Annotated in this window: 13 protein-coding genes, 3 tRNA genes and 2 pseudogenes; 6 read left to right on the forward strand and 12 right to left on the reverse strand. The window is 65.0% G+C overall.

Annotated features, from left to right (window positions below; all coding sequences use genetic code 11):
* From BM004_RS39325 to BM004_RS42595, 8 genes and pseudogenes are all read right to left on the reverse strand, one after another.
* Nucleotides 1-264 (reverse strand): hypothetical protein, encoded by a 264-nt coding sequence (locus BM004_RS39325; RefSeq protein WP_143072665.1) that lies wholly within the window; start codon nt 262-264, stop codon nt 1-3.
* Nucleotides 265-1,491: 1,227 nt separating this feature from the next.
* Nucleotides 1,492-3,594 (reverse strand): site-2 protease family protein, encoded by a 2,103-nt coding sequence (locus tag BM004_RS39330; RefSeq protein ID WP_177206776.1) that lies wholly within the window; start codon nt 3,592-3,594, stop codon nt 1,492-1,494.
* A 5-nt stretch (nt 3,595-3,599) separates the two neighbouring features.
* Nucleotides 3,600-4,994, reverse strand: a complete 1,395-nt coding sequence (locus BM004_RS39335) for an efflux RND transporter periplasmic adaptor subunit (RefSeq protein ID WP_093222172.1) — start codon at nt 4,992-4,994, stop codon at nt 3,600-3,602.
* On the reverse strand, nt 4,991-10,948 hold the full coding sequence (locus BM004_RS39340; RefSeq protein WP_093222174.1) for an Ig-like domain-containing protein: 5,958 nt from the start codon (nt 10,946-10,948) through the stop codon (nt 4,991-4,993). Before BM004_RS39340 ends, BM004_RS39335 begins: the two co-directional genes overlap by 4 nt.
* Before the next feature lie 53 nt (nt 10,949-11,001).
* Entirely contained in the window at nt 11,002-11,787 is a 786-nt protein-coding gene (locus tag BM004_RS39345) for an efflux RND transporter periplasmic adaptor subunit (RefSeq protein ID WP_093222177.1), read from the reverse strand.
* Nucleotides 11,784-13,343, reverse strand: coding sequence for a TolC family protein (locus tag BM004_RS39350; RefSeq protein WP_093222178.1), 1,560 nt, complete (start codon nt 13,341-13,343; stop codon nt 11,784-11,786). The genes BM004_RS39345 and BM004_RS39350 overlap by 4 nt, the downstream gene beginning before the upstream one ends.
* A 590-nt stretch (nt 13,344-13,933) precedes the next feature.
* Nucleotides 13,934-14,157, reverse strand: a pseudogene (locus BM004_RS42310) (IS3 family transposase); the annotation flags it as partial.
* Nucleotides 14,126-14,461: a hypothetical protein gene (locus tag BM004_RS42595; protein ID WP_143072666.1), complete on the reverse strand. Its 336-nt coding sequence runs from the start codon at nt 14,459-14,461 to the stop codon at nt 14,126-14,128. The gene BM004_RS42595 and the pseudogene BM004_RS42310, both read right to left, overlap by 32 nt.
* Before the next feature lie 193 nt (nt 14,462-14,654).
* On the opposite strand from BM004_RS42595, the gene BM004_RS41145 reads away from it, so the two are divergent.
* Nucleotides 14,655-14,876 carry a hypothetical protein gene (locus tag BM004_RS41145; protein ID WP_143072667.1) on the forward strand — a complete coding sequence of 74 codons (222 nt, stop codon included), beginning with the start codon at nt 14,655-14,657 and terminating at the stop codon, nt 14,874-14,876.
* A gap of 69 nt (nt 14,877-14,945) precedes the next feature.
* Nucleotides 14,946-15,206, forward strand: coding sequence for a hypothetical protein (locus BM004_RS41150; RefSeq protein WP_143072668.1), 261 nt, complete (start codon nt 14,946-14,948; stop codon nt 15,204-15,206).
* A gap of 424 nt (nt 15,207-15,630) precedes the next feature.
* Here the strand turns inward: BM004_RS41150 and BM004_RS39355 are convergent.
* Together BM004_RS39355 and BM004_RS39360 are read right to left on the reverse strand one after the other, a co-directional pair.
* Nucleotides 15,631-16,124: pseudogene (locus BM004_RS39355) on the reverse strand (penicillin-binding protein 2); the annotation flags it as partial.
* 107 nt (nt 16,125-16,231) lie between these two features.
* Complete coding sequence (locus BM004_RS39360; RefSeq protein WP_093222181.1) at nt 16,232-17,209, reverse strand: IS5 family transposase; 978 nt, start codon at nt 17,207-17,209, stop codon at nt 16,232-16,234.
* 100 nt (nt 17,210-17,309) lie between these two features.
* Between BM004_RS39360 and BM004_RS39365 the strand changes: the two genes are divergently transcribed.
* The 4 genes from BM004_RS39365 (at nt 17,310) to BM004_RS39380 (ending at nt 18,526) form a co-directional block, all read left to right on the forward strand.
* Nucleotides 17,310-17,384, forward strand: a tRNA-Val gene (locus tag BM004_RS39365).
* 37 nt (nt 17,385-17,421) lie between these two features.
* Nucleotides 17,422-17,498: transfer RNA gene (locus tag BM004_RS39370), tRNA-Arg, on the forward strand.
* Nucleotides 17,499-17,508: 10 nt separating this feature from the next.
* Nucleotides 17,509-17,585 (forward strand) — tRNA-Pro (locus BM004_RS39375).
* A gap of 293 nt (nt 17,586-17,878) precedes the next feature.
* The gene (locus BM004_RS39380; protein WP_143072705.1) at nt 17,879-18,526 is read left to right on the forward strand and encodes a hypothetical protein; all 648 of its coding nucleotides are present in this window, start codon (nt 17,879-17,881) and stop codon (nt 18,524-18,526) included.
* An 86-nt stretch (nt 18,527-18,612) separates the two neighbouring features.
* Here BM004_RS39380 and BM004_RS39385 read toward each other — a convergent pair whose 3' ends face one another.
* Nucleotides 18,613-19,638: a PoNe immunity protein domain-containing protein gene (locus BM004_RS39385; protein ID WP_093222185.1), complete on the reverse strand. Its 1,026-nt coding sequence runs from the start codon at nt 19,636-19,638 to the stop codon at nt 18,613-18,615.
* A 52-nt stretch (nt 19,639-19,690) separates the two neighbouring features.
* Nucleotides 19,691-20,137, reverse strand: a 447-nt coding sequence (locus BM004_RS39390) for a DDE-type integrase/transposase/recombinase (protein WP_143120475.1), incomplete at its 5' end; no start/stop codon positions are given.

Here is a 20,137-nt window from a genome sequence, read left to right on the forward strand (position 1 = left end):
TCAAGAGATGAACGCCCTGCCAGCGTAGGTTCCATCAACGGAATTGCGCGTCGGCGCGGCATTGATGTCGGCAAGGAAGATCGGTTTGAGCTTCTTAGCCTTTTTCTGTGCAAGACGCTCTGCGGTATGCACGAAGCAGGGCTTGGCAGTGTGTATCGGCTTTTCAGGCGATCGGAGAAACCGGTACTCCCTATAGAACACCTCCAGTGCGAAGCCCGGCTTCTCGGTCGGCTCCACGCGATAGCGGCAGTTCTTGGCGTCCACGGGATCTGTTGCGTAGCCGCCGGGTATCGACGTGCAAGCGCTCATGCTGAGCGCGAGACGAGCGGCAGGAATGTCGGTTTTCGCTGGCGAGATTGCACATGAGACCAGCCGAACTTGATCATTTGCGCTGTGATGCTAGGCTGATCTGAAGGTATCGGAAGTCTGAGAGCCTGTAGATGCTGTGGCGTCGGCTTGCTGAATCGGCCCGGATGCGGGGCGATTCATGCAGTCGCTGCGGCGAGTCAGAAGAATCCCAGGTCAGGTGCACGAGGCCGAGATGAAGGCAAGAAGCGAGGTCGTGCGCGCAGACGTCCCTGTTGGAGCCAACGCACGAGAGCCTAAGATCGTCTTCGTGCCGGTCCGCTTGCCGACACCGGCGCCACCGGCTCAGGCCCCAGACAATCGCATCGAGCTGCGGCCTGGACCGACGACGGTCACGGTGACCTGGCGTTAGGTGCCTCCAGGGACCGCGTGGTCTGGATGCGCGAGCTGCTTCGATGATCCGCATCGACGCGATGTGGCTGGCCGCCGACCCCATCGACATGCGCGCCGGTGCCGACCACCTGTTGGCGCGCGTCGTGCAAGTCTTCGGTGCGGCGCAGGCGCGTGGCTACTGTTCGCGAACGCCCGCGGCACGCGCGTCAAGCTTCTGGTGCACGGCGGCTTCGGCGTCGGGTGCGCGGCACGCCGGCTTAGTGCGGGCCGTGTCGCGTGGGTGCCGGGCCACCACGACATCACCATATCTTTGTCGCTCACCAACGCGCGAGGGGAGACAGGATGGCACTACTCCCGCAGGGCAAGACGGCGGCTCATGCGCGGGCACGTGGGTTGTCAAGAACGCCCGATGGCAGCGGTATCGATTCGCGCCAAATGGTCATGGCGCTCGTATGCTAGATTGACTCCGTCGGACGAGCTCGACGTGCCCATCCGGGTACTCGTAGACATCGATGCAATGATGGATCGACTTGGCGTTGTCGCGCACGGGCATTTCGGCTTCGAGCCGCACATCGAGCGCGATCAAGCCGGAGCACCTGCACGCTCGAAACAGCAATCGACTTCGGCCGCGCCGCTTTGCGATCGTCAGCGCGCCACTCGTACACCACGCTCGCGTTCAGTTTGTACAGCCTCGCGATCACCGCAGCGGAGCCGGCACGCCACCAGGACCTCGGTGATACCGGAACTCTCTTGCAGGCGTTCGCTGGTTGCGCGCGAACGACGCAAGCAGCCCTAGAAGCCGGCCTCGCGCCAAGCCACCGAGGCGGCGTATCGCAGGAAGCGCATCGCAGGCACTTCCCATTGCCCGGCGATGGCCACGTGCCCGCGCCACGACGGGTTGGTGGCAGGCAGAGCCTCGTCGGCATCCAGCACCACGCGGTAGACGGCATGCTCAGGGTACAGCGAGCCGTTCTTTTCACGCACAAGCAGGTCGCCGCCGAACAGCGACGCCAGCTCCGGCTCGCCCAGCGTGCGGCTGGCATCGCGATCGATGCCGGCCACTGTCAGCCGCAGGGCCGCTCCACCCAGACCGTCAGAGATGAACAGCGCCCTGTCGCCGCGGGTAATGCGGCGCACCGCATCCTCATCGACATAAGTCACCACCTGCCAGCGGCCGGGTGTCACCAGCGAGCCGAGGTATTCCTGGCCTTTGAGCCATTCACCGGGCCGCAGGTCGGGGTCGATGTCGACCATCACCCCGGCGTTGGGGGCGACCGGACGGTAGCGTTGCAAGTCTGTCCCTACGGCAGCTTGCTCGGCACCGGCAAACGCCAGTTGGTCGTTGAGTACCTGCCAGTCCTTGCGGCTGGTCGCATCGAGGCCGGAGGTCGCTGATTGCCATGCCAGCAGATCGTGGCGTGCACCAGCCTCGCTGGCGCGCAGGTCCAGTTCCGGGGAGGACAGGCGCAGCAGCGGTTGGCCAGCCTGCACCGCCTGTCCGTTGCCGAACGGCAGCGCGTCCAGCATGGCGTAGACCGGGGCGTACAGTGCCAGCCGGGTCTGCGGTTGCAGCAAGCCCGAGGTATGCACGCGGTCCGGCCACGGCAGAAAAAAAGCGAGCACGAACAGCACCGCCAGCATGGCGCTGCGTCGGACGCGGCGGCTGTGGCGCAAAGCGGTGCGGCGCGCGCGCCACGCCTGCAGCTCGCGCCACACGGGCAACGCGACAAACCAGACCATCTCCACGGCAAACAAGACAATTCCGACCGCCTTGATGAAGAAGTGGTAGACCAGCGCTGCGATGCCGAGGAACAGCACGAGCCGGTAGATCCAGACCGCCCAGGCAAAAAGGATCAGGCCAATATGCCGGCGACGTGGAAATGCTTCGGGTGCCGACTCTCCCAGCGCGAACAGCCGTTCGCGCAAGTCCCAGCGGGCCAGCCCGAAGGCACGCGCATGCAGGTTGGGCAGCCCGAGAAAGTCCGACAGCATGTAGTAGCCGTCGAAGCGCATGAAGGGGCTTGCGTTGATGGTGAGCGTGGTGATCCAGGTGGTGGTCGAAAGCAGGAATGCGACCTGCTTGGGACCGCCTTCCGGGAGCCACGTCCAGGCCAGCGTCGCCCATACAGCGATGCACAGTTCGGTGACGATGCCAGCGCTGGCGACTGCCAGCCGCTGCCCGCGCCGCGCCAGCTTCCACACTTCGTTGGTGTCGGTGTAGGCCACTGGCCACATCACCAGGAACGCCAGGCCCATGGTCGGCACCCGGCAGCCGTAGCGCTTGGCCGTGAGCGCATGCCCCATCTCATGACATGTCTTGGCGAACACGATGGCGCAGGCGTACAGCACCGCAGCGTTCCAGCTCAGCGTGTCCATCAGCGTGGCCGAGAAGCGGTCCCATTCCCGGTAGACACCCACAAGCCCCAGCACGCCGGCGGCGACGGTCAGGCGGCGGAACGTGGGACTGAACAAAAACGCCAGCCGTGGTTGCAGCCAGCTCAGCCAGCGGTCCGGTCGCAGCAGCGGAATCCGAAAGAACAGGTAGTTGTGCAGCAGCCATTGGTGCCAGCTGCCGCGCTGCCTTTCGCGCATTGCGGCCATTGCGGCTGCCGACGCCTTGCCCGGCAGCAGCAATTGCTGCTCTTGCAAGAACGCCACAAGCCGCTCGAACGCATCGACGTCGAGCTGCAAGGCAGTGTCGCGGTTGATCTCGCCGAGCATCGCCTGCGGATCGTGCAAGTCCCAGCGGCTGAGCATTTCGAAACTGGGCCAGTCCAGCTGGAAGAACAAGTTGCGTACGGGGTCGTGCAGCGTCCAACTGGGCTGGCCATCGGCCAGCCGCGGACCGGCGCGTATGGCCAGCTCTTGACGCAGGGTGGGAAAGCTCGCCGGCATGCTCTCTACAAGGCCAAGAACTGGCGAATGCTGGCCAGCGGGCGCCGCAGCATCCAGTAGATCAGCGGGACCCGCTCACCGGCCAGCTTCGCCGTTCCTTTAAGACCGATGCGGTTGTCCACGGGGGCGCTGAGCCTGGCGCGCACCCGGTAGGCGTAGCTGCCGTCGGGGCGGGCCGTGGCGCGGTGGCTCATGTAGCGCAGCGTGCCTGACACCGGCGATAGTGGGGACGCCGCCAGGTACAAGTGCAGCGGCGCGTTCTCGGCCAGCGGGATGGCATCCCCGATGGGGACCCAGGCTTCGATCTCGACATCGGTGGGAGAGGCCACCTGCATGATGCGTTCGCCCGTCTGCACGGGACGGCCGATCCACTCGGACGGATCGTCGAACAGCACTATGCCTGCCTGCGTTGCCATCACGCGCGAGCGCTGGGCCTGGCCTTCGAGAAAGCCCAACTGGGCCTTCTTCTCAGTGATCTTGCCGAGCAGCGTCGCGAGTTGCGGCTTGGCGCGCGGGTCGTTGAGTACCAACTGCGCTGCCTGCCGGTATTCAGCCTCGGCGGTGCTCAGCGCTTCACGGGCCACGCTCAAACGGCTGTCGATCGGCGCCTGATCAAAGGAAAACAGCGGCGCGCCGGCGGCCACCATTTGGTTGGGACGGACCGAAAAGTCCGCGATCACGCCGTCCAGCGGAGCGCGGATGGTGGCCGGGTTGGCCGGCACCAGCTCGCCGGGCGCCAGCACCGTGAGGCGAACCGGCAGGCACAGTACGACCAGCAGCGCGAGTCCCACGCCGAGCCGTCGGCGCCACCGCTTGCCTTGCGGCCTGGCGTTCCACCAGCCGCGCAGCCGTGCCGGCAGCGCGGCAACGGTCCATGCGGAACGCCGGTGCGAGACGCGCCAGGCGTGTTGCCAGGTGTCCATCCATTCTTCGAGCACCGCCAACTCTTCAGGCGACAGCGCAGTGTCGCCCGCGAGCAGCAGACCCGCCGGGTCTGCTGCTGCTGCGTCGGGTTGCGTGTCGCCGCGCCGGTGCAGGCCACGCAGCGGCACCCATGTGGCGAAGGCGGGCAGCCATTCGCTCCACGCGGCACCAACCTCGCGCGGCAGTTGCGCGGAATTGACCGCCAGCGCGCCGCTGGAGTCGTGTTGCGCAGCCAGCGCGCGGCACGCGTTGTCGATCCACTGCGCATACGGTGCATTGGCTTCGATGGCCACCACACCGGACAGCGTGTGGACGCCACCGACACCGAACCACAGCGCGGCCTGGCGGTACGGTGCCAGCTCACGGGTGTCGTTGACCGCCATGAAGGCGAGTTCGTTGTCACTGGCCGCGGCACGCGCGCGCCGGGACAGTTCGATTAGCGTGAGCAGGGGATTGGCGGGCGCGCCAGGGCTCATGCTCGCAGTCTCGCCGCCGCCGCGCTCTGCGACAGCGTCGCTAAACGATCGGCGGCGCCGCCGCGCGCGGCGCGCAGCTGGTCACTCAAGCTGGCGCGGCCGGCCGTTTGCGCAAGGTCAAGCTGCCATCCGGCGTTCGCACCCTTGACGCTTGCGTCCTTGGTCACGGTGATCTTGAAGACCTGCACCGCTTCGCGACCGTGTGCGTCGCGCGCCACCACCTTGAAGGTCAACGTGCCTTCGAAGGCAATCGGCGGCGTGCCTTCGAAACGCGCGGTGCGCGCATCAAACTTGAGCCATCCGGGCAAGATCTTGCCGTCCACCATGAACGCACGCAGTTCGAGCTTCGTTTTTTCCTCGCCCTGGGCAAAGGTGTCGCCGGGGAGTTGCAAGGAGATGGGTTCGCCGGCGCGCACGAAGAGGTCCTGGATCGCCACGCCGGCCGACAACGGCATGCCGTCACGGCCGGCGTGATCGACGGCACCCAGGAACGCGGCCACTCCGGGCCCTGGCATGACGGACAGCAACTCGGCGAGTCCGCCGCGCAGCACGGCATCGGGCTGCAACGCGGACGACTGCCATCCACCGAACGCGCTGGTGTCTTGCGCGAACACAGGCACGACCATCGGGGGGATGTCCGCGGTCTGCGTCGGCAGCCAGGGTTGCGGCGTCGGCGGCGGTGGCGTCTGGAAGGCGGGCGTCACAACCACAGGCGTTGGCATCGGGGTCGGTGTCGGCAACGTCGCGGCCGGCACCTCGCGCAGTGCCCCGGTGTTGCCCGCCAGGTCGGACACCCGCAATTGCAAGGCGCCGTCGCCGGCCCCCGCGAGCGACCACGACGTGCGGTCGGCGGCCACCGCCACGGCGAACCAACTCTGTCCGCCGTCGCGCGAGGCGAACAGGGTATCGCCTTCGCCGAGCGGTGCCGACAGGCTGCCCTGCACGTCGCCGCCGCCGCCACCGGGCCGCACGACGCCTTCGACCGCGCCGGCGGGTGCCGTCGTGTCGAGCACATAGGCCTGCCGGTAGGGTGTGCCGCCGCCGAGCGCATTGGAGACACGCACCGCCAGGGTGCCGCTGCCGGCCAGCGTGACATCGATCGACCAGTGCGTCGCGCCGACGCCGGCGACGGCGGTGCGCCAAGTGTTGCCACCATCGAGCGACACCTCGACCGACTCGCTGGCGGCGAGCGCGGCGGAGAGGGCGCCGCTGACCGTCTGGCCGGCGGCGTTGGTCACGAAGTCCGACCCGCTGGCGCCATGGTCGGCGGAGAACACTGCACCGGTGACCGTGGTGGTGGGCACCGTGCCCAGCACCAGTTCGCCGGACGTCGTGTCGCCCGCGACGTTGCCCGCGAGATCGGTGACGCTCGCCACCACCTCGTAGCGCTGGTTCAATGCCAGCGTCAGCGTGCCCCTGACTGGCACCGCAACCGCCAGGTCGAGGCTCCAGGCGCCGGCCACCGGCGTGACATCATAGGTGGCACCGCCCACGGTGATGGTCAGGGTCTCGCCGGCCGCCAGCGTGGCGCTGCCGGTGAGCACGGGCGAGGTGCTCATGGTCGACAGCGGAGCGACGCTCGGCACCGTGGCCGCCGTGTCGTATACATAGCCTTGCGAGAGCACGACGCCGTCGTTGCCGGCAACATCGACGACCTTGACCTGCAGGGTATCGCTGGCGGTGAGCGTCTGGCCGGCTAGCGCCCAGGTGTCGGTACCGACGGCGATGCTGGCAGCGACCCAGGTGGCACCGTTGTCGAGCGAGACCAGCACCGTTTCACCGGCCGCCAGGTTGGCGGAAAGGGTGCCGCTGACAGTCTGCGCCGCGGTCCTGGTGATGAAATCCGAACTGGAGGCGCCGGTGTCGCTGGAGAAGGCGGCACTGGCCACGCTGGTAGTCGGCGCCGTGGTGTCGAGCACATAGGCCTGCGCCGTGGTCGCACCGTTGTTGCCGGCAGCATCGCTAACGCGCAGCTTCAGGGTGTCGCTGCCGGCCAGCGTGACGCCGTTCCAGCTCAGTGTAGTGCCGCTCACCTTGCTGGTGATGTCGGTCCAGGTGGCGCCGTTGTCCAGCGAGCCGTAGACGATGTCGCCGGCGGCTGGCGCTGCGCTGAGCGTGGCAGTGATCGTCTGGGCGGCGGTGCTGGTGACGAAGTCGGTGCTGGAGCTGCCGGTGTCTGCTGACAACGCAACGCCGCTGAAGGAGATGGTCGGCGCCGTGGTGTCGAGCACATAGCCCTGCGAATAGACGGTGCCGTTGTTGCCCGCGTCGTCGCTGACGCGCACCTTGAGCGTACCGCTGCCTGTCAGCGTCTGGCCGGCCAGCGACCAGGTGTTGGAGCCGGTCGTGACGGCGGCCAGGGCCCAGCTTGCGCCGTTGTCGAGCGAGACGTAGACGTGCTCGCCAGCGGCCAGGTTGGACGCCAGCGTGCCGCTGATGGTCTGGACCGCCGTCCTGGTGATGAAGTCGCTGCCGGACGTGCCGGTGTCGGCCGAGAAGGCGGCGCCGGCCACGGAGTTGGTCGGCGCGGCGGTGTCGATCACGATGTCCTTGTTGGCTCCGAGCGAGCCGGCCGTGCCCGGTGTGGCCAGCGTGACCGCGGCGGGTTGGTGGGCGCCACCAGCGTCGATGATGGTGGCGCCGTTGAGCGACAGCGCGCTGGACGCGCTGTAGTCGAGGTCGGCGCTGTTCTCGCCGGCGCCAACGGTGTATGTGAAGGTGAGCGTGCTGGTGCCCGAGCCGCTGGTGTAGGTCGCGCTGCCGCCGCCGCCGAGTGCCAGTGTCGGCGTGCCGCCGGTGGTGTCGACGTTGACCGCGGTAGAGAAATCGACCGTGATGGTGATGGTTTGGCCGCTGCCGTAGGCGCCGTCGGCCGAGCTCGCGCTGACGCTGGTGATGCTGGGGTTCGTACCGTCGACATTGACGCCGGCCGTGCTGCCGACGCTGTTGAGGGTGGTGGCGGCATTGTTGCCGGCTCCGTCCTGCAGGCTGCCGCCGTTGGCCGACAGCGCGCCGATGGTGATGCCGTTGGGATCGATGTCGCCGCTCGGTACGGTGTAGCGGAAAAGCAACGCGCTGGTGCCCGAGCCGGACACATAGTCGGCGTAGCGGGTGGTGGCACCGACCACGAGGGCGATGCGCGGCGTGCCGCCGAAGGTGTCGACGATGACGGCCTCGCTGAAGTTGACCGTGAAGTTCAGCGCGCCACCGCTGTAGTAGGTGCCGTCGGCCGGCACCGCAACCGAACCGACGGTGGGCGCGGTGGTGTCGATGGTGATGGTCAGCCCGACGGAGGCGGCCGAGACATTGCCGGCGGTGTCGGTGGACACGGCCGTGATGGTATGGCTGCCCTGGATCAGCGCGCCGGTGGTGAAGGTCCAGCCGCTTGCGCCGGCAGTGACAGTGCCGAGCATTGTGACGCCGTCGTACAGCGTGACCGTGCTGCCGTTCTCGGCCGTGCCGCTCAGCGTCGGCGTGGAGTCGGTGGTGATATTGTCGTTGTTGAACGCGCCGGTGTCGCTGGCGGAGGCCAGATCTGGTGTGCCGGGCGTGGCCGGGGCGCTGGTATCGAGCACGTACGCTTGGCTGCGCACGCTGCCCTGGTTGCCGGCGGCATCGACCACCTTTAACTGCAGCGCGTTGCTGCCGGCCAGTGTGACGCCGTTCCAGCTTAGCGCGGTGCCGCTCACCTTGCTGGTGATGTCGGTCCAGCTGACGCCGTTGTCCAGCGAGCCGTACACGATGTCGCTGGCGGCCAACGCCGAGCTCAGCGTGGCGCTGACGGTCTGCGCCGCGGTCTTGGTGATGAAGTCCGTACTGCTGCTGCCGGTGTCGGCCGACAGTGCCAGGCCGCCGTAGCTGATGGTCGGCGCCGTGGTGTCAAGCTCATACGCCTGCAACAGCACGGCGCCGTCGTTGCCGGCGGTGTCGCTGACCTTGACCCGGAGCGTGCTGCTGCCGGTCAGCGTTTGACCAGCCAGCGACCAGGTGTTCTGGCCGACGGCGGCGGTGGCTGCAGTCCAGGTGCTGCCATTGTCGAGCGACACGTAGACGATTTCGCCGCTGGCCAAGTTGGCCGACAGTGTGCCGCTGATGGTTTGCGACGCCGCGTTAGTGACGAAGTCGGTCGACGAGGAGCCGCTGTCGTTGGACAACGCAACCGTGGTCCCGCTCTTGGTGGGCGCGGTGGTGTCGAGGGTATAGATCTGGGAGCCGGGGGAGCTGTCGTTGCCTGCGGCATCGGTGACCTTGAGCATGATGGAACTGCTGCCGGCGCCCAGCGTCGTGCCGTTCCAGCTCAGCGTGGTGCCGCTTACCTTGCTGGTGATGTCGGTCCAGCTGCTGCCGCCGTCGGTCGAGCCCCAGACAACGTCGGTGCCGGCCAGTGCGCCGCTGAGCGTGGCACTGATGGTCTGGGACGCGGTCTTGGTGATGAAGTCGGTGCTGCTGGCGCCCGTGTCGGCCGACAGCGCGATGCTGCTGAAGCTGGTGGTCGGCGCCGTCGTGTCCAGCGTGTAGGTGTGCGAGTAGGCGGTGCTGGCGGCGTCGACGTTGGTGACGCGCGCGAGGAAAGTGCTGCTGCCGGCAAGCGTCGTGTTGGTGCTCCACGTGCTGGTGCCCACCAGGTAGCTGGTGGCGTCGCTCCACGAGCCGCCGTTGTCATAGGATACCTGCACTTTTTCGCCAACACCCAGGTTCGCCGACAGCGTGCCGCTGATGGTTTGCGCTGCGGTGTTGGTGATGAAGTCGGTGCCGCTGGCGCCGCTGTCGCTCGACAGTTGGGCGGCGTTGACCTTGGCCACCGGTGGAAGGGCCTTGACGTCATTGATGACGAAATTCTGGAAGGTGGCGTAGTCGGTGGAGGTGATCACCACGCTTTTGACGTCGTTCAGCGGCGTGGAGAAGCTGCTGACCGTGCCCAGCGTGCCGTTGACGTTGATACCGTTCACGCCGAAGCTGAATGGAGTGCCATCGGCAAACGTGCCCGAGATGCTCAGCGTGTTGTTGTTGCCTTGCGCCATGAACGAGTTCAGGTCGAAGCTGTAGCCGGAGGTGACGGTGAGGGTTAGCGTCACCGAGTTGTGGTCGGCAGCCAGCGGATAGATGCCCAGGCCGTCGTTGTAATCGTAGATCTCTCCGCTGGAGAAGGTGATCGCCTGGCTACCGATGGGTTTGACGATGCTGGTGCTGGGTGTCAGATCGTCGGCGTCCACGCCGTAGATGAAGCCGAGGGTGGCGAGTACGCCGTCGTATTGCGTCAATGCCAGCTCGCGCGCATCGATGATGCCGTCGTGGGCTTCCAGCGTCCAATTGCCGCCGAGCCGGGCGGCGCCGGTCAGGTCGGTCGAGGCGGCGACGTCGGCGCCCGTGGCCTTGGCGATGCCGTCCAACAGCTTTGCGCCGCCGCTGCCCGCGGCCACGTCGCAGCCGTACAACAGCAGATCGCCGTCGGCCGCCAACGCACGGCCGAGTCCGGCCAGCTCGGCCTGCGTGGCGGCCAATGACAGGGAGGACTCGGTCAGTTGCGTTGTGCCGAGATCGAGCGTGCCCGCCGAACCGTGCGACAGGATGTGCATGGCGTCCAATCCGCTCTGCTTGGCCGCCCATTGCGCGATCTGTGCCAAGCCGTCGCGGCTGCCGTCGAACTCGACGATGCCTACGCCGTCGCGCACACCCGCTTCCAGGCTCTTGTAATTGGCCAGCGAGGTGTCGACCAGCACCACCTCCTTCTTGCCCTGGTCCTTTGCCGGCTCGGCGGCGCGCACTTCCACCGCCGGTGGCACGGGCGGTGGCGCGCTGTCGTGGGCGGCTTGCGCGGCATGGGCGGCATCGGCCACCGCGCCGTCGAACATGAAGCGCTGCTCCAGCGCAAGCAGCTGCGATGCCGCGCGCAGCGGACGGCGGCTGCCGATGGTGCCGGCGCGCAGGCGCAGGGGAGAAATCGACGGGTTCATGGCAGGCTTCCCTGAAGAGGCGCGGCTGTTGCGTTGGACGGATGAAAAAGAGGTCAGCGCGGCGACGGCGGTGCCATCAGGACCTTGCCGCTCATGCCGGCGGCCAATTCGCTGAAGCGGCCATCAATGACCGCGCTCAGCTTGACCGATTGACTCACCGGATCGACGCGCGCTGCGATGCGTTGCACCTTGGCCGGGTAGGTCTTGCCGGTTTCGTCGATGTTGACTTCGAACGCTGTGCCAGCGCGCACCCAGGCGAGCCAGCGCGACGGAACGATGAATTCCAACTCCAACTGGCTGTCGTCGAGGATTTCGAGGAGCGGTTGTCCCGGCTGAACGTACTGCTGCTCGCGCGCCTTCTGCTCGGCGATGCGCCCGGAGAATGGAGCAGCAATCACGCATTTGCCGATCAGCGCGCGATGGGCCGAGACCTCGGCCTGCGCCTTGAGCGCTTCGGCTTTCGAGACGTCGAGTTCGACCTTGCCCACCGAATTCAGGTCGGAGAGTTTTTGGTTGCCGTGCCATGCGGTATTGGCTGCCATGAGCGCGGCCTCGGCCTTCGCGAGCTGGGCCTGCTGCAGCACGCAGTCGAACTGCACGAGCATCTGCCCCTGCTTGAACGCCGCGCCCTCGGGCAGCGGCAGGCGATTGATCTTGGCGCCGATTTCCGCCGCCAGCGTCGTGTAGCGGCGCGGCGCCAGTTGGGCGCGCACCTCGCGTGTCTCCAGCGCGGAGCTTGACGCGGGTTGCGACGTCGCCGCGGGCACCCCCGGAGCCAGGGCTGACAGCGCGCACGCCAGCGCGCCGTACCGGCGCACCCTGAGCACGGCTGGCCTCATCGGACTTCTCCAGCAAGCGGCAACTCGCCCTTGTTCCACGTTTGCAGGGATTGGGCGACCGCGTCGGTCAGGGCGGCCAGTGGGATGGTGGATGAAGCGTCCACCGACGGCTCCATGCCCAGCGTGGCTTGCAGCCGCGAAGCCGCCGCCTGCGCGTTCGACAACGCTTGGTAACGGCGCAACTGCGACAGGACCGAGGTGCTCTGCTGTGAAATCCGGTCCAGCACCGACTGCTTCTGCGCATCGGCCTGGTTGGCGACATGCTGCGCGATGCGGCCGTCGACCTGGGCGATCGCGTCTGAGCGCTCGTACTGGCGGGCGGTATTGGCGTATTGCAGGCGTGCGATGTGCAGTTGCGTGAGCACGGCCATCTGCATGGCCATGCGACGCTGGTCTGCCAGCGCGACACCGGTGTCGGCCAGGCGCATCTGCGCGGGCGCCGACAACAGGCCCATCAGGTTGAACGAAATCTGTGCACCGACCTCGTTCCAGTTCTGATGGATCAGGAAATCGTCGTTGCTGTGCTTGAAACCATAGTTGAAAGACAGGCCGGGGAACAGCTTGAGCAGCGCGCGCCGCGTTTCCTGCTGGGCGATTCGAGCGTTGTACATGCCTTCGCGCAGATCGGGGTTGCGCTGCAACGCCACCTCTTCCAGCTTTTCCAGAGGCTGTTGCAGCCAGACGGTGTTCGCGTCATTCGCTGGTTCCACCACGGTGTAGGACGTGGTCAGCGGCAGCGCGGTGAGGGTCGCCAGTTCGACACGGGCCGTTGACAGTTCCTGCTCGATAGTTTCCAGCAGGCGCAGGTTCTCCAGCAACTGGCGTTGGTAGCGTAGCGGCTCCAGCGGCGAGCGGATACGGTCGTCTTCGGCCTTGCGGGCGTCCTTGAGTGCTTGCTCCGAATCGGAGATGGTTGTGCGCAGCAGAGGCATCAGCTTCTGCGCGGCGGCCACGCGCCAATAGGCGGTGCGCACGTCGAGTACCAAGGTGTGCAGCGCCTTGCGGCGGCGTTCGCCGGCGATGAGCACGCGGTCGGCATTCTGGCGCGCGGCGTAGTAGCTCTGGCCGAAGTCGAGCAGGCTCCATGACAGGCCGATGTCGGCCGTGGCCGCCTCGCGGCTGGATGAAATGTACGGATTGGCCAGCGACGGCAATCCTGTGACGGAATCGACGCTGCGGGTGATGAGGTCGTTGTTGCGCTCGCGGTAGCCCGCCGAGGCGATCAGCTTGGGCAGCATGTCGAACTTGCCGACCTCGAAGGTGCCGATGGCAACCGCTTCTTCCATGGCCCGGTAGCGGCGGTCGGCGTTGTACTTGATGGCGCGGGCGATGGCGCCGTCCAATGTCAACGGGCCTGCCAGCGGCTCGACGTCCCGCTGAAGCGCGGCCTTGTCTTGCTCCAGTGTCGCGCGGATCTCGGACGTCGACAGTCGGGCGGTCTCCACGTTGAACGACGCGCAGCCGCTCAGGCCCAGCACCGCAGTGATGCTGAGCGCGGCTGCTTTCGCAGCAGCGGAACCAAGGAGAAAAGATCGATGTTGTTGGCTGTTGTGCATTGACTGGGCTTTCGGTTCTCTTGGAGTTGGCCTCGCTCAAGATGCTGCCGGGATCGTTCGTCTGACGAAGGGGCCGGCAGCGCTCGATGCCGATCGAATCGACGATGCGATCGAGGCGGCGAAAGCAGCCATCCGGGTCAGCGGAAGATGTCTTTCGGCGCAAACCCGGCTCAATCTTCTTGTTTCTAAGTGTAATTTTATTGTCCGAAATTGTGCAAGTGGCGTTTCGCTCGATCTAGAAATTTCTTCACTGAAGGTCGAACACCGATGCGACGGGGCCAAGAAAGCAGCCCCACTGGCAGCATGAAATACTCAATTTCGGGGGTGCCCTGCACGGCTACAGCGTGCCAAAGAGACGCTATTGCTCCGTGAGTCGTCGATGCGACGCTGCCTGGTCTTCCGCAGCGCGAACGAACAAAGAGCAAGTGACCGACGGTCTCGCCGTGAGAAACCGAAGCGAGGCCGGAGTTTTCGCGCCGAGGCAATCTCTCGAGGTCCGCCTCCGGATGTTCAGGGCTCGTTGCACCAGCTGTATTGGCGCGACTGCAATCATCATCAGCAGGGGATGCGGATAAACACTTGGACTCGTTTCACGGCGTAGTCCAAGACCTCTCCGGATGTTCGATAGGGCTTAACAGTGCCCGGTAGATCTTGATCCGCTGTTCGTCGTACGGCGGATCCAGGAGTCCACGGCCTGTATGAACGGCTCGATGGTTGTGGACTGCTAGTTGCGAGGACAGAACAGCTCGGCTCTCAACCGGCTGAAGCCTTCGCACGCCTCCTTATCGGGCGAGCACCTTTTGCGCGACATCGAGCATCTTCGCATCGGCGAGGCGCGACACAGCAAACGCGTGCGAGGGGCATGCGCTTCTGCGTGCGCCTGCATCTTTCATGGTCGGCCGGCCTTTCGACAGCGGGCGTTTAGCCTTCGGTACGCCGGACTGCGCGGCTCGCTTCGCCGCATCTCGCAGTGCTTTGCTGCCCTTTACAAGGACTCTGTCGAACTCGGCCTGCCCGAGCGGCACAGCCGTGCCGCCGGACTCCCGCCTAAGCTGGAGAGTGGCGGCGCCGCCGCGCGGCTCGACCGCGATGGTGGCAAAGCGCAGCAGGCGTGCCAAGGGCCAGCACCTCCCAGCTCATCGCGGTTTCAAACGTCAACGCGCAGCAGTTCTTCTCCAAATTCTCGTGCGAACGCCGCGGCGTCGCCACCTCGGGCGGGCCTCGCCCGACCAAAGTCGGCGTCCCGATGGTCAACGAGTTCCACACCGCCCGCAAAGGCATGGACCGCAACCGCCGCTCAGCTACGCGGCCATGGAAGGCTCCCTCGACGCCAAGCTCCTGGTCGAGGACCTCGAGATAGCCGGCGCCAACCCCACCCCCGCCAAGCTCGCCGCCGCGTTCGACGCTCCAAGGAACTCGACCGGGGTGGCGCGACGATCGCTACACGCAGAAGGACCGCGCGGCGTCGAATGCGTTGAATTGACGGTGCTGACCACGAGCGCGGTGGATTCGCGCTGCCCGCCTGTTCCATAGCGGTCGTCAGGCAGTCGCCATACATTCGCCAAAGGCCTGCTCGCAGTTGGTAGTCCTGTCGACAACGTCATGGCGCACGTCGACACGCTTGATGTGGATATCGGTCTGGATGACGAGGCCGTTGGTGACGGTGAATACGCCATGCGCCATCCGGCCCTTCGCTTCTCTCATCTGGTGGCGATCACCGGCTCGACGCCCGCCGGTGGTACGAACCAAGTCGAGATTGCGATGAGTCCATCATCAGCGGCAAAGGCGGGCGTTGGCACGCCTCGGAAAAATGTGCTGATCGATGGGTCGCACCGCCCGGCAGGGTCGGGTCGAACGTCATGAATCGCGATCAGCAGTTCACTTGAACAACTCATTGGCCGCGATCTGCAGCCCCTGATCGACCAGCTCATAGTTTCCGTTGCGTCAGTAGGCTCCACGATCTGCAGCTTGGTCAACCTGCGGACGGCCGACTGGACCTCCGAGGTTTCGGGGAGTCCTCCAGACAAAAGAAGAAGTCCCTCATCGACTCACGCGCTGCCGCTCATCAACCTGCCGCGAGTGATTTCGCTCAAGAATTGCGGCGTATAGAGCAGGCTGTGGAGCAGCAGCTTGAATGCATCGCGATCCACTTCCAGGCCAGCCGTCGCCTGGAGATAGTCTGCTGTGCTGTCCACGAAGTCGTCTCCCAGATCGGGCAGGAACACAGGCTCGGCAGAACGGAAAAGCAAAGCCTTGGCGCAGCGGAACATGCGATCGAGCCCATCGCTGTGAGGTTCTGGCGCTTGTCGGGCACGTAGCTCGGGCAATCGGCCAGCGCCAGCACTTCACCCGTGATGCTGTCGAGCACCACCACGCTGCAGGCCTTAGCCTTGGCCTTGGCCTTGCGCGCCGTCACGGCGTCGCGCAGTTTCTGGTACGCGAAGAACTGCACCTTGCTGTCCACGCGCAACTGGATGTCCTTGCCGTCCAGCGGCGGCACGTGTTGCCCACGCCCTCGACCACGCGGCCCAGGCGGTCCTTGATGACGCCGCGCGAGCCGGCCTTGCCGGTCAGGTCATTGTTGAACCCGAGCCCGAGGCCTTCCTGCCCGCTGACTTACACGTTGGTGAAACCGACCACGTGCGCGGCGGCTTCGCCTTCGGGGTACTGGCGCTTGCATTCGCGGCGCTGGTACAGGCCCTTGATGCCGAGCGCGGCAATCTGCTTGGCGATGGGCTCGTCGACCTGGCGCTTGACCCACGCGAAGGTCTTGGGAAGGTCTGAACAGGTCATCAATCGGCGCGCGATGAAGGTCAATGGCGTGCACGGAAATGGATCGCCCCGCCAGATGCCCCGAATCGGCGAGGTCTGCCCCTGATCCAGCGCACTCACGCTGTTTGCAGACGCACCTGTCCCATCATCGCCATCAATTTCTTGCGCGCCATCCACAGGTTGGACAGCGCAAACAGCGTGATCACATGCGCCGTGTTCTTGGCCAGTCCCTTGAACCTCACCTTCGCGAGACCGAACTGCCGCTTGATCACCCGGAACGGGTGCTCCACCTTCGCCCGGATGCTGGCCTTCTGGTATTCCTGCTTGCGCGCCTTGGCCTTGGCTCGCCCCTCCGGCATCTTCGCCATGTCGCTGGGCCGGCCCGCAATGTGCCACTGCACGCTGCGCTTGACTCGGCTCTGTGCTCCTCGGTAGCCCGAGTCGGCCCACACCTGCTCTTCCTTGCCGTGCAGCAAGTCAGCCACCTGTTCCACGTCCGCTTCGTTGGCGGCCGTCGCCGTCACGGTATGCACCAGTCCCGACTCGGCATCCACCGCGATATGCGCCTTCATGCCGAAATGCCATTGGTTGCCCTTCTTGGTCTGGTGCATCTCGGGGTCACGCTCGCCCGTACTGTTCTTGGTCGAACTGGGCGCCGCGATGATCGTGGCGTCCACGATGGAGCCGCGCTTCAGGAGCAGCCCCTTCCTGGCCAGGTGGGCGTTGACCTGCTTGAAGATGTCTTCGGCCAGATCGCTGGCTTCCAGCAGGTGGCGGAAGTTCAGGATGGTCGTCTCGTCGGGGATCGCCTCCAGACCGAGTCCGGCGAACGTGCGCAGCGAGGCGATCTCGTACAAGGCTTCTTCCATCGCCGGGTCGCTCAGGGCGAACCAGTTCTGCATCAGGTGCACGCGCAGCATGGCTTGCAGCGGGTAGGGACGACGGCCTCGGCCTGCCACTGGATAGTGGGGCTCGATGACTTTGAGCAGCGCCTTCCACGGCACCACCAGTTCCATTTCGGCAAGGAAGATTTCGCGCCTGGTCTTCTTCCTCTTGCCCGCTTGCTCCGCATCCGCAAAACTGATCTGGCTCATCGCTCGTGCTCCTTCGCAGGGTTCAGTCCCTCACGCAAGAAACGTGCTCTTGATCAGACCTTCCCTAACAGCTTGCGCTGTTCGAGATCAATAAAATCACGGGTGATTAGCTCAGCGATAGAGCGTCTCTTTTACACGGAGAGGGTCGGCGGTTTGAGTCCGTCATCACCCACCATTTCGCGCCTTCAAGGCGTCGTATTCGAAAATGTTCCGCGGGTGTAGCTCAGTTGGATTAGAGCGCTGGCCTCCGAAGCAGAGGCCGTCCGTTCAAGTCGGACCATCCGCACCAATTTTGTTTTCGGGGTATAGCTCAGCCTGGCAGAGCGCGGCGTTTGGGACGCCGATGTCGCACGTTCGAATCGTGCTTCCCCGACCATTACTCTTCACAGGGCATCCCGCTTCGGGATGCCCTGTTTTGCGTTGCGGCATCGACGTGCTTGCGCTGGATGCGAGAGAATGCGCGTCGCCCACGCGCCAAGCTGGCATTCAAGCGCGTGATCGCACTACGAACAAGAGGGAGATCGGATCATGCAGTTGAGGATCGGACGCGTCATTGGGCTTTCGCTCGCAATCTGCGGGATCCTCTCAGGCTGTGGCGAGCCCCGCGAGCCTACCGGCCATGTGGCGCATTCCAATGCTGGCCGCTTGGAGGCCTACGCCTCAACCCTCATGAGCAAGCATTCCTCGCTCGCTCGCCGCGGCGAATCTGAGCAGACCGACGATTCCCCCCTCACGTATTCGACGGTGTTCATCCTCGCATCTGAAGTCTCGAACGTGGTCGACGCTTCACTCAGCCCCGCCAACTGGCAAGCGACCTACTGCAGCCCCCAGTTGATGGAACTTATGGAAAAGCAAGGCATCGACATCGCTTTTGGCGCGCTAAAGGACAGCTCGAGCAAGCCGACAGCAGTGGCGGCCTGCTCCAGGACGCAGCCAAGGCCGCCTCCACCAACTGAGACGTCGCCCACGCTGGCAGTCGGCAACTTCGAAGCGGTGCAGATCTGTCGCGCCGCGCTTTCGGTGCTATACCAGCGTGACGCGGCGAGCATGCGGGGCGCGATGGTCGACGGGTTCGCGCAGGTGAAGTACGAGCGGCCGACGGACGGCCGCCAGTTGAGTTACCGTTGCAAGCTTCGCGGTGACGCAGTGCTCACCTGGGACGACAACATTGCGGGAGCGCGGTGGTTTGGCGAGGCCGCCGACGGCTCGCAGACCAGGTTTAGGACGAGCGGCGACGAACTGGTGGTCGAGGCTCTGACTGCGGGCAAGGTTGAGCGCGAGCTGCGCTTCTCGCGCGCGGATCTCAGCCGCCAATGAGGTGGTGGCGCGCGGCAACATATTTGACCGCGTTCAATCTTCACTGATTTAGCCGGCTGCTGGCGGGAGTGCGGTTGGCTGTGTCTCTATTGCCCGCCAGGGTGTTTTGGAGCATCTTGTTCGTTAGCCCGCTGCCAGTACGTGTCACCAAACCTGCTGCCCTTGATGATCGGCATGATCTCGCCCTTCTCGAAGTAGCGGCGGCTGTCCGATTGCGCCACTGTGAACCACCAGCCGGCCTGTGGGCACGGATCGCCACCGGGAACATAGGATTGCCGCTCCGACGAGGCTGCGCCGGCAGGCGTATTCGATGGATCGTTGGGCGATGACCGGGCTCGGTGTTCTCTGGCCCAGTCGGCCAAGTCTTTGGGATAGACCAGATGGTCTCGATAGCTGGTGTCGTCGATGTCCCAAAGCACGGTGACCAATGCCGCCTCGAAGGCCCAGTAACCAAAGTAGGACGACCCCTCCTTGTCGGTGTGGGTGTTGTGCCAGTAGCAGTCCTTCATGTTCTTGTACCAGCCGTCGAGGAATTCCTTCACCAGTGTGGGGCGGTCCTGGGCGTCAGGCGCTGTCGCCTTGGCGAGTGGGCGATAGGCGGCGGGATGCAGCAATACGCGCTCCACGGGCTCCTTGCGACCCGTCAGCTTCTCCACCACAGCCTCAAAAAGGCCATCGCGGCCTCTGTTGAACTCAGCGTTCTTGTCGAGCCAGCGCATCACTGCGGAAACCAATTCCGCATGGCCCAGCAATCTGCACAGCGCCAGCAACCACATCACGTAGACATAGGCCTCGAGTTGTGTGATGGTTAGCGAGTGGGCTTCGTTGGGCCGCGGGTTTTCGAGCGGGACGAAGACATCGAACGCTGCGATAACGGATGAAATCTCCTGCGACAGATCCGCGATAGGAAGACCTGCGGTATAGCGAAGAATAAGCAGTTGGAGTGATTCGCTGGCGACCTTCCAGGCATAGCTTACGCGAGCTCCTTCGCGCAAGGTCATGCTGCCGATTTCCTGCTTGAAATCGGCGATTCGGTCTGTTAAATCTTCTTCACGCTCTTTAGCAAGATCTTCTGCCAAGAACTGTTGTCTTCGAATTTCGTTGAACTTCATGGTCACCTCAGTATGAATCGCCCCGGCTTTCATGGAGGCCGGTTGGTTTAAGTCATGCCGCCATCGTGGCGGTCTGACTGGCGAGTTGCCAGTAATAGTTTGCCTCAGCTTCTGCAGGCGGGATGTAGCCGATGGGTTCGAGCAGGCGTTGGTGGTTGAACCAGGACACCCATTCGAGCGTGGCGAACTCCACCGCCTCCTTGGTCTTCCACGGTGCCCGGCGATGGATCAGCTCGGCCTTGTAGAGGCCGTTGATCGTTTCGGCCAGGGCGTTGTCGTAGGAATCGCCTTTACTGCCCACTGATGGCTCAATGCCAGCCTCGCCCAGTCGTTCCGTGTACCGGATGCTGACGTATTGCGAGCCGCGATCGGAGTGACAAATCAAGCTGCCGTCACGCTCGGGCTGACGGTCGTACAGCGCTTGCTCCAAAGCATCGAGCACGAAGTCCGTGCGCATCGAGCTGCTGACCCGCCAGCCCACGATGCGCCGGGCGAACAC

The organism is Variovorax sp. OK212, from assembly GCF_900112425.1.
GTDB lineage: Bacteria > Pseudomonadota > Gammaproteobacteria > Burkholderiales > Burkholderiaceae_C > Variovorax.

Excerpts from the sequence above, each read along its gene's own strand:
- BM004_RS39330 (WP_177206776.1), bottom strand. The coding sequence starts at position 3,594 with ATGCCGGCGAGCTTTCCCACCCTGCGTCAAGAGCTGGCCATACGCGCC.
- BM004_RS39335 (WP_093222172.1), bottom strand. The coding sequence starts at position 4,994 with ATGAGCCCTGGCGCGCCCGCCAATCCCCTGCTCACGCTAATCGAACTG.
- BM004_RS39340 (WP_093222174.1), bottom strand. The coding sequence starts at position 10,948 with ATGAACCCGTCGATTTCTCCCCTGCGCCTGCGCGCCGGCACCATCGGC.
- BM004_RS39345 (WP_093222177.1), bottom strand. The coding sequence starts at position 11,787 with ATGAGGCCAGCCGTGCTCAGGGTGCGCCGGTACGGCGCGCTGGCGTGC.
- BM004_RS39350 (WP_093222178.1), bottom strand. The coding sequence starts at position 13,343 with ATGCACAACAGCCAACAACATCGATCTTTTCTCCTTGGTTCCGCTGCT.
- BM004_RS41145 (WP_143072667.1), top strand. The coding sequence starts at position 14,655 with ATGGAAGGCTCCCTCGACGCCAAGCTCCTGGTCGAGGACCTCGAGATA.
- BM004_RS41150 (WP_143072668.1), top strand. The coding sequence starts at position 14,946 with ATGGCGCACGTCGACACGCTTGATGTGGATATCGGTCTGGATGACGAG.
- BM004_RS39360 (WP_093222181.1), bottom strand. The coding sequence starts at position 17,209 with ATGAGCCAGATCAGTTTTGCGGATGCGGAGCAAGCGGGCAAGAGGAAG.
- BM004_RS39380 (WP_143072705.1), top strand. The coding sequence starts at position 17,879 with ATGAGCAAGCATTCCTCGCTCGCTCGCCGCGGCGAATCTGAGCAGACC.
- BM004_RS39385 (WP_093222185.1), bottom strand. The coding sequence starts at position 19,638 with ATGAAGTTCAACGAAATTCGAAGACAACAGTTCTTGGCAGAAGATCTT.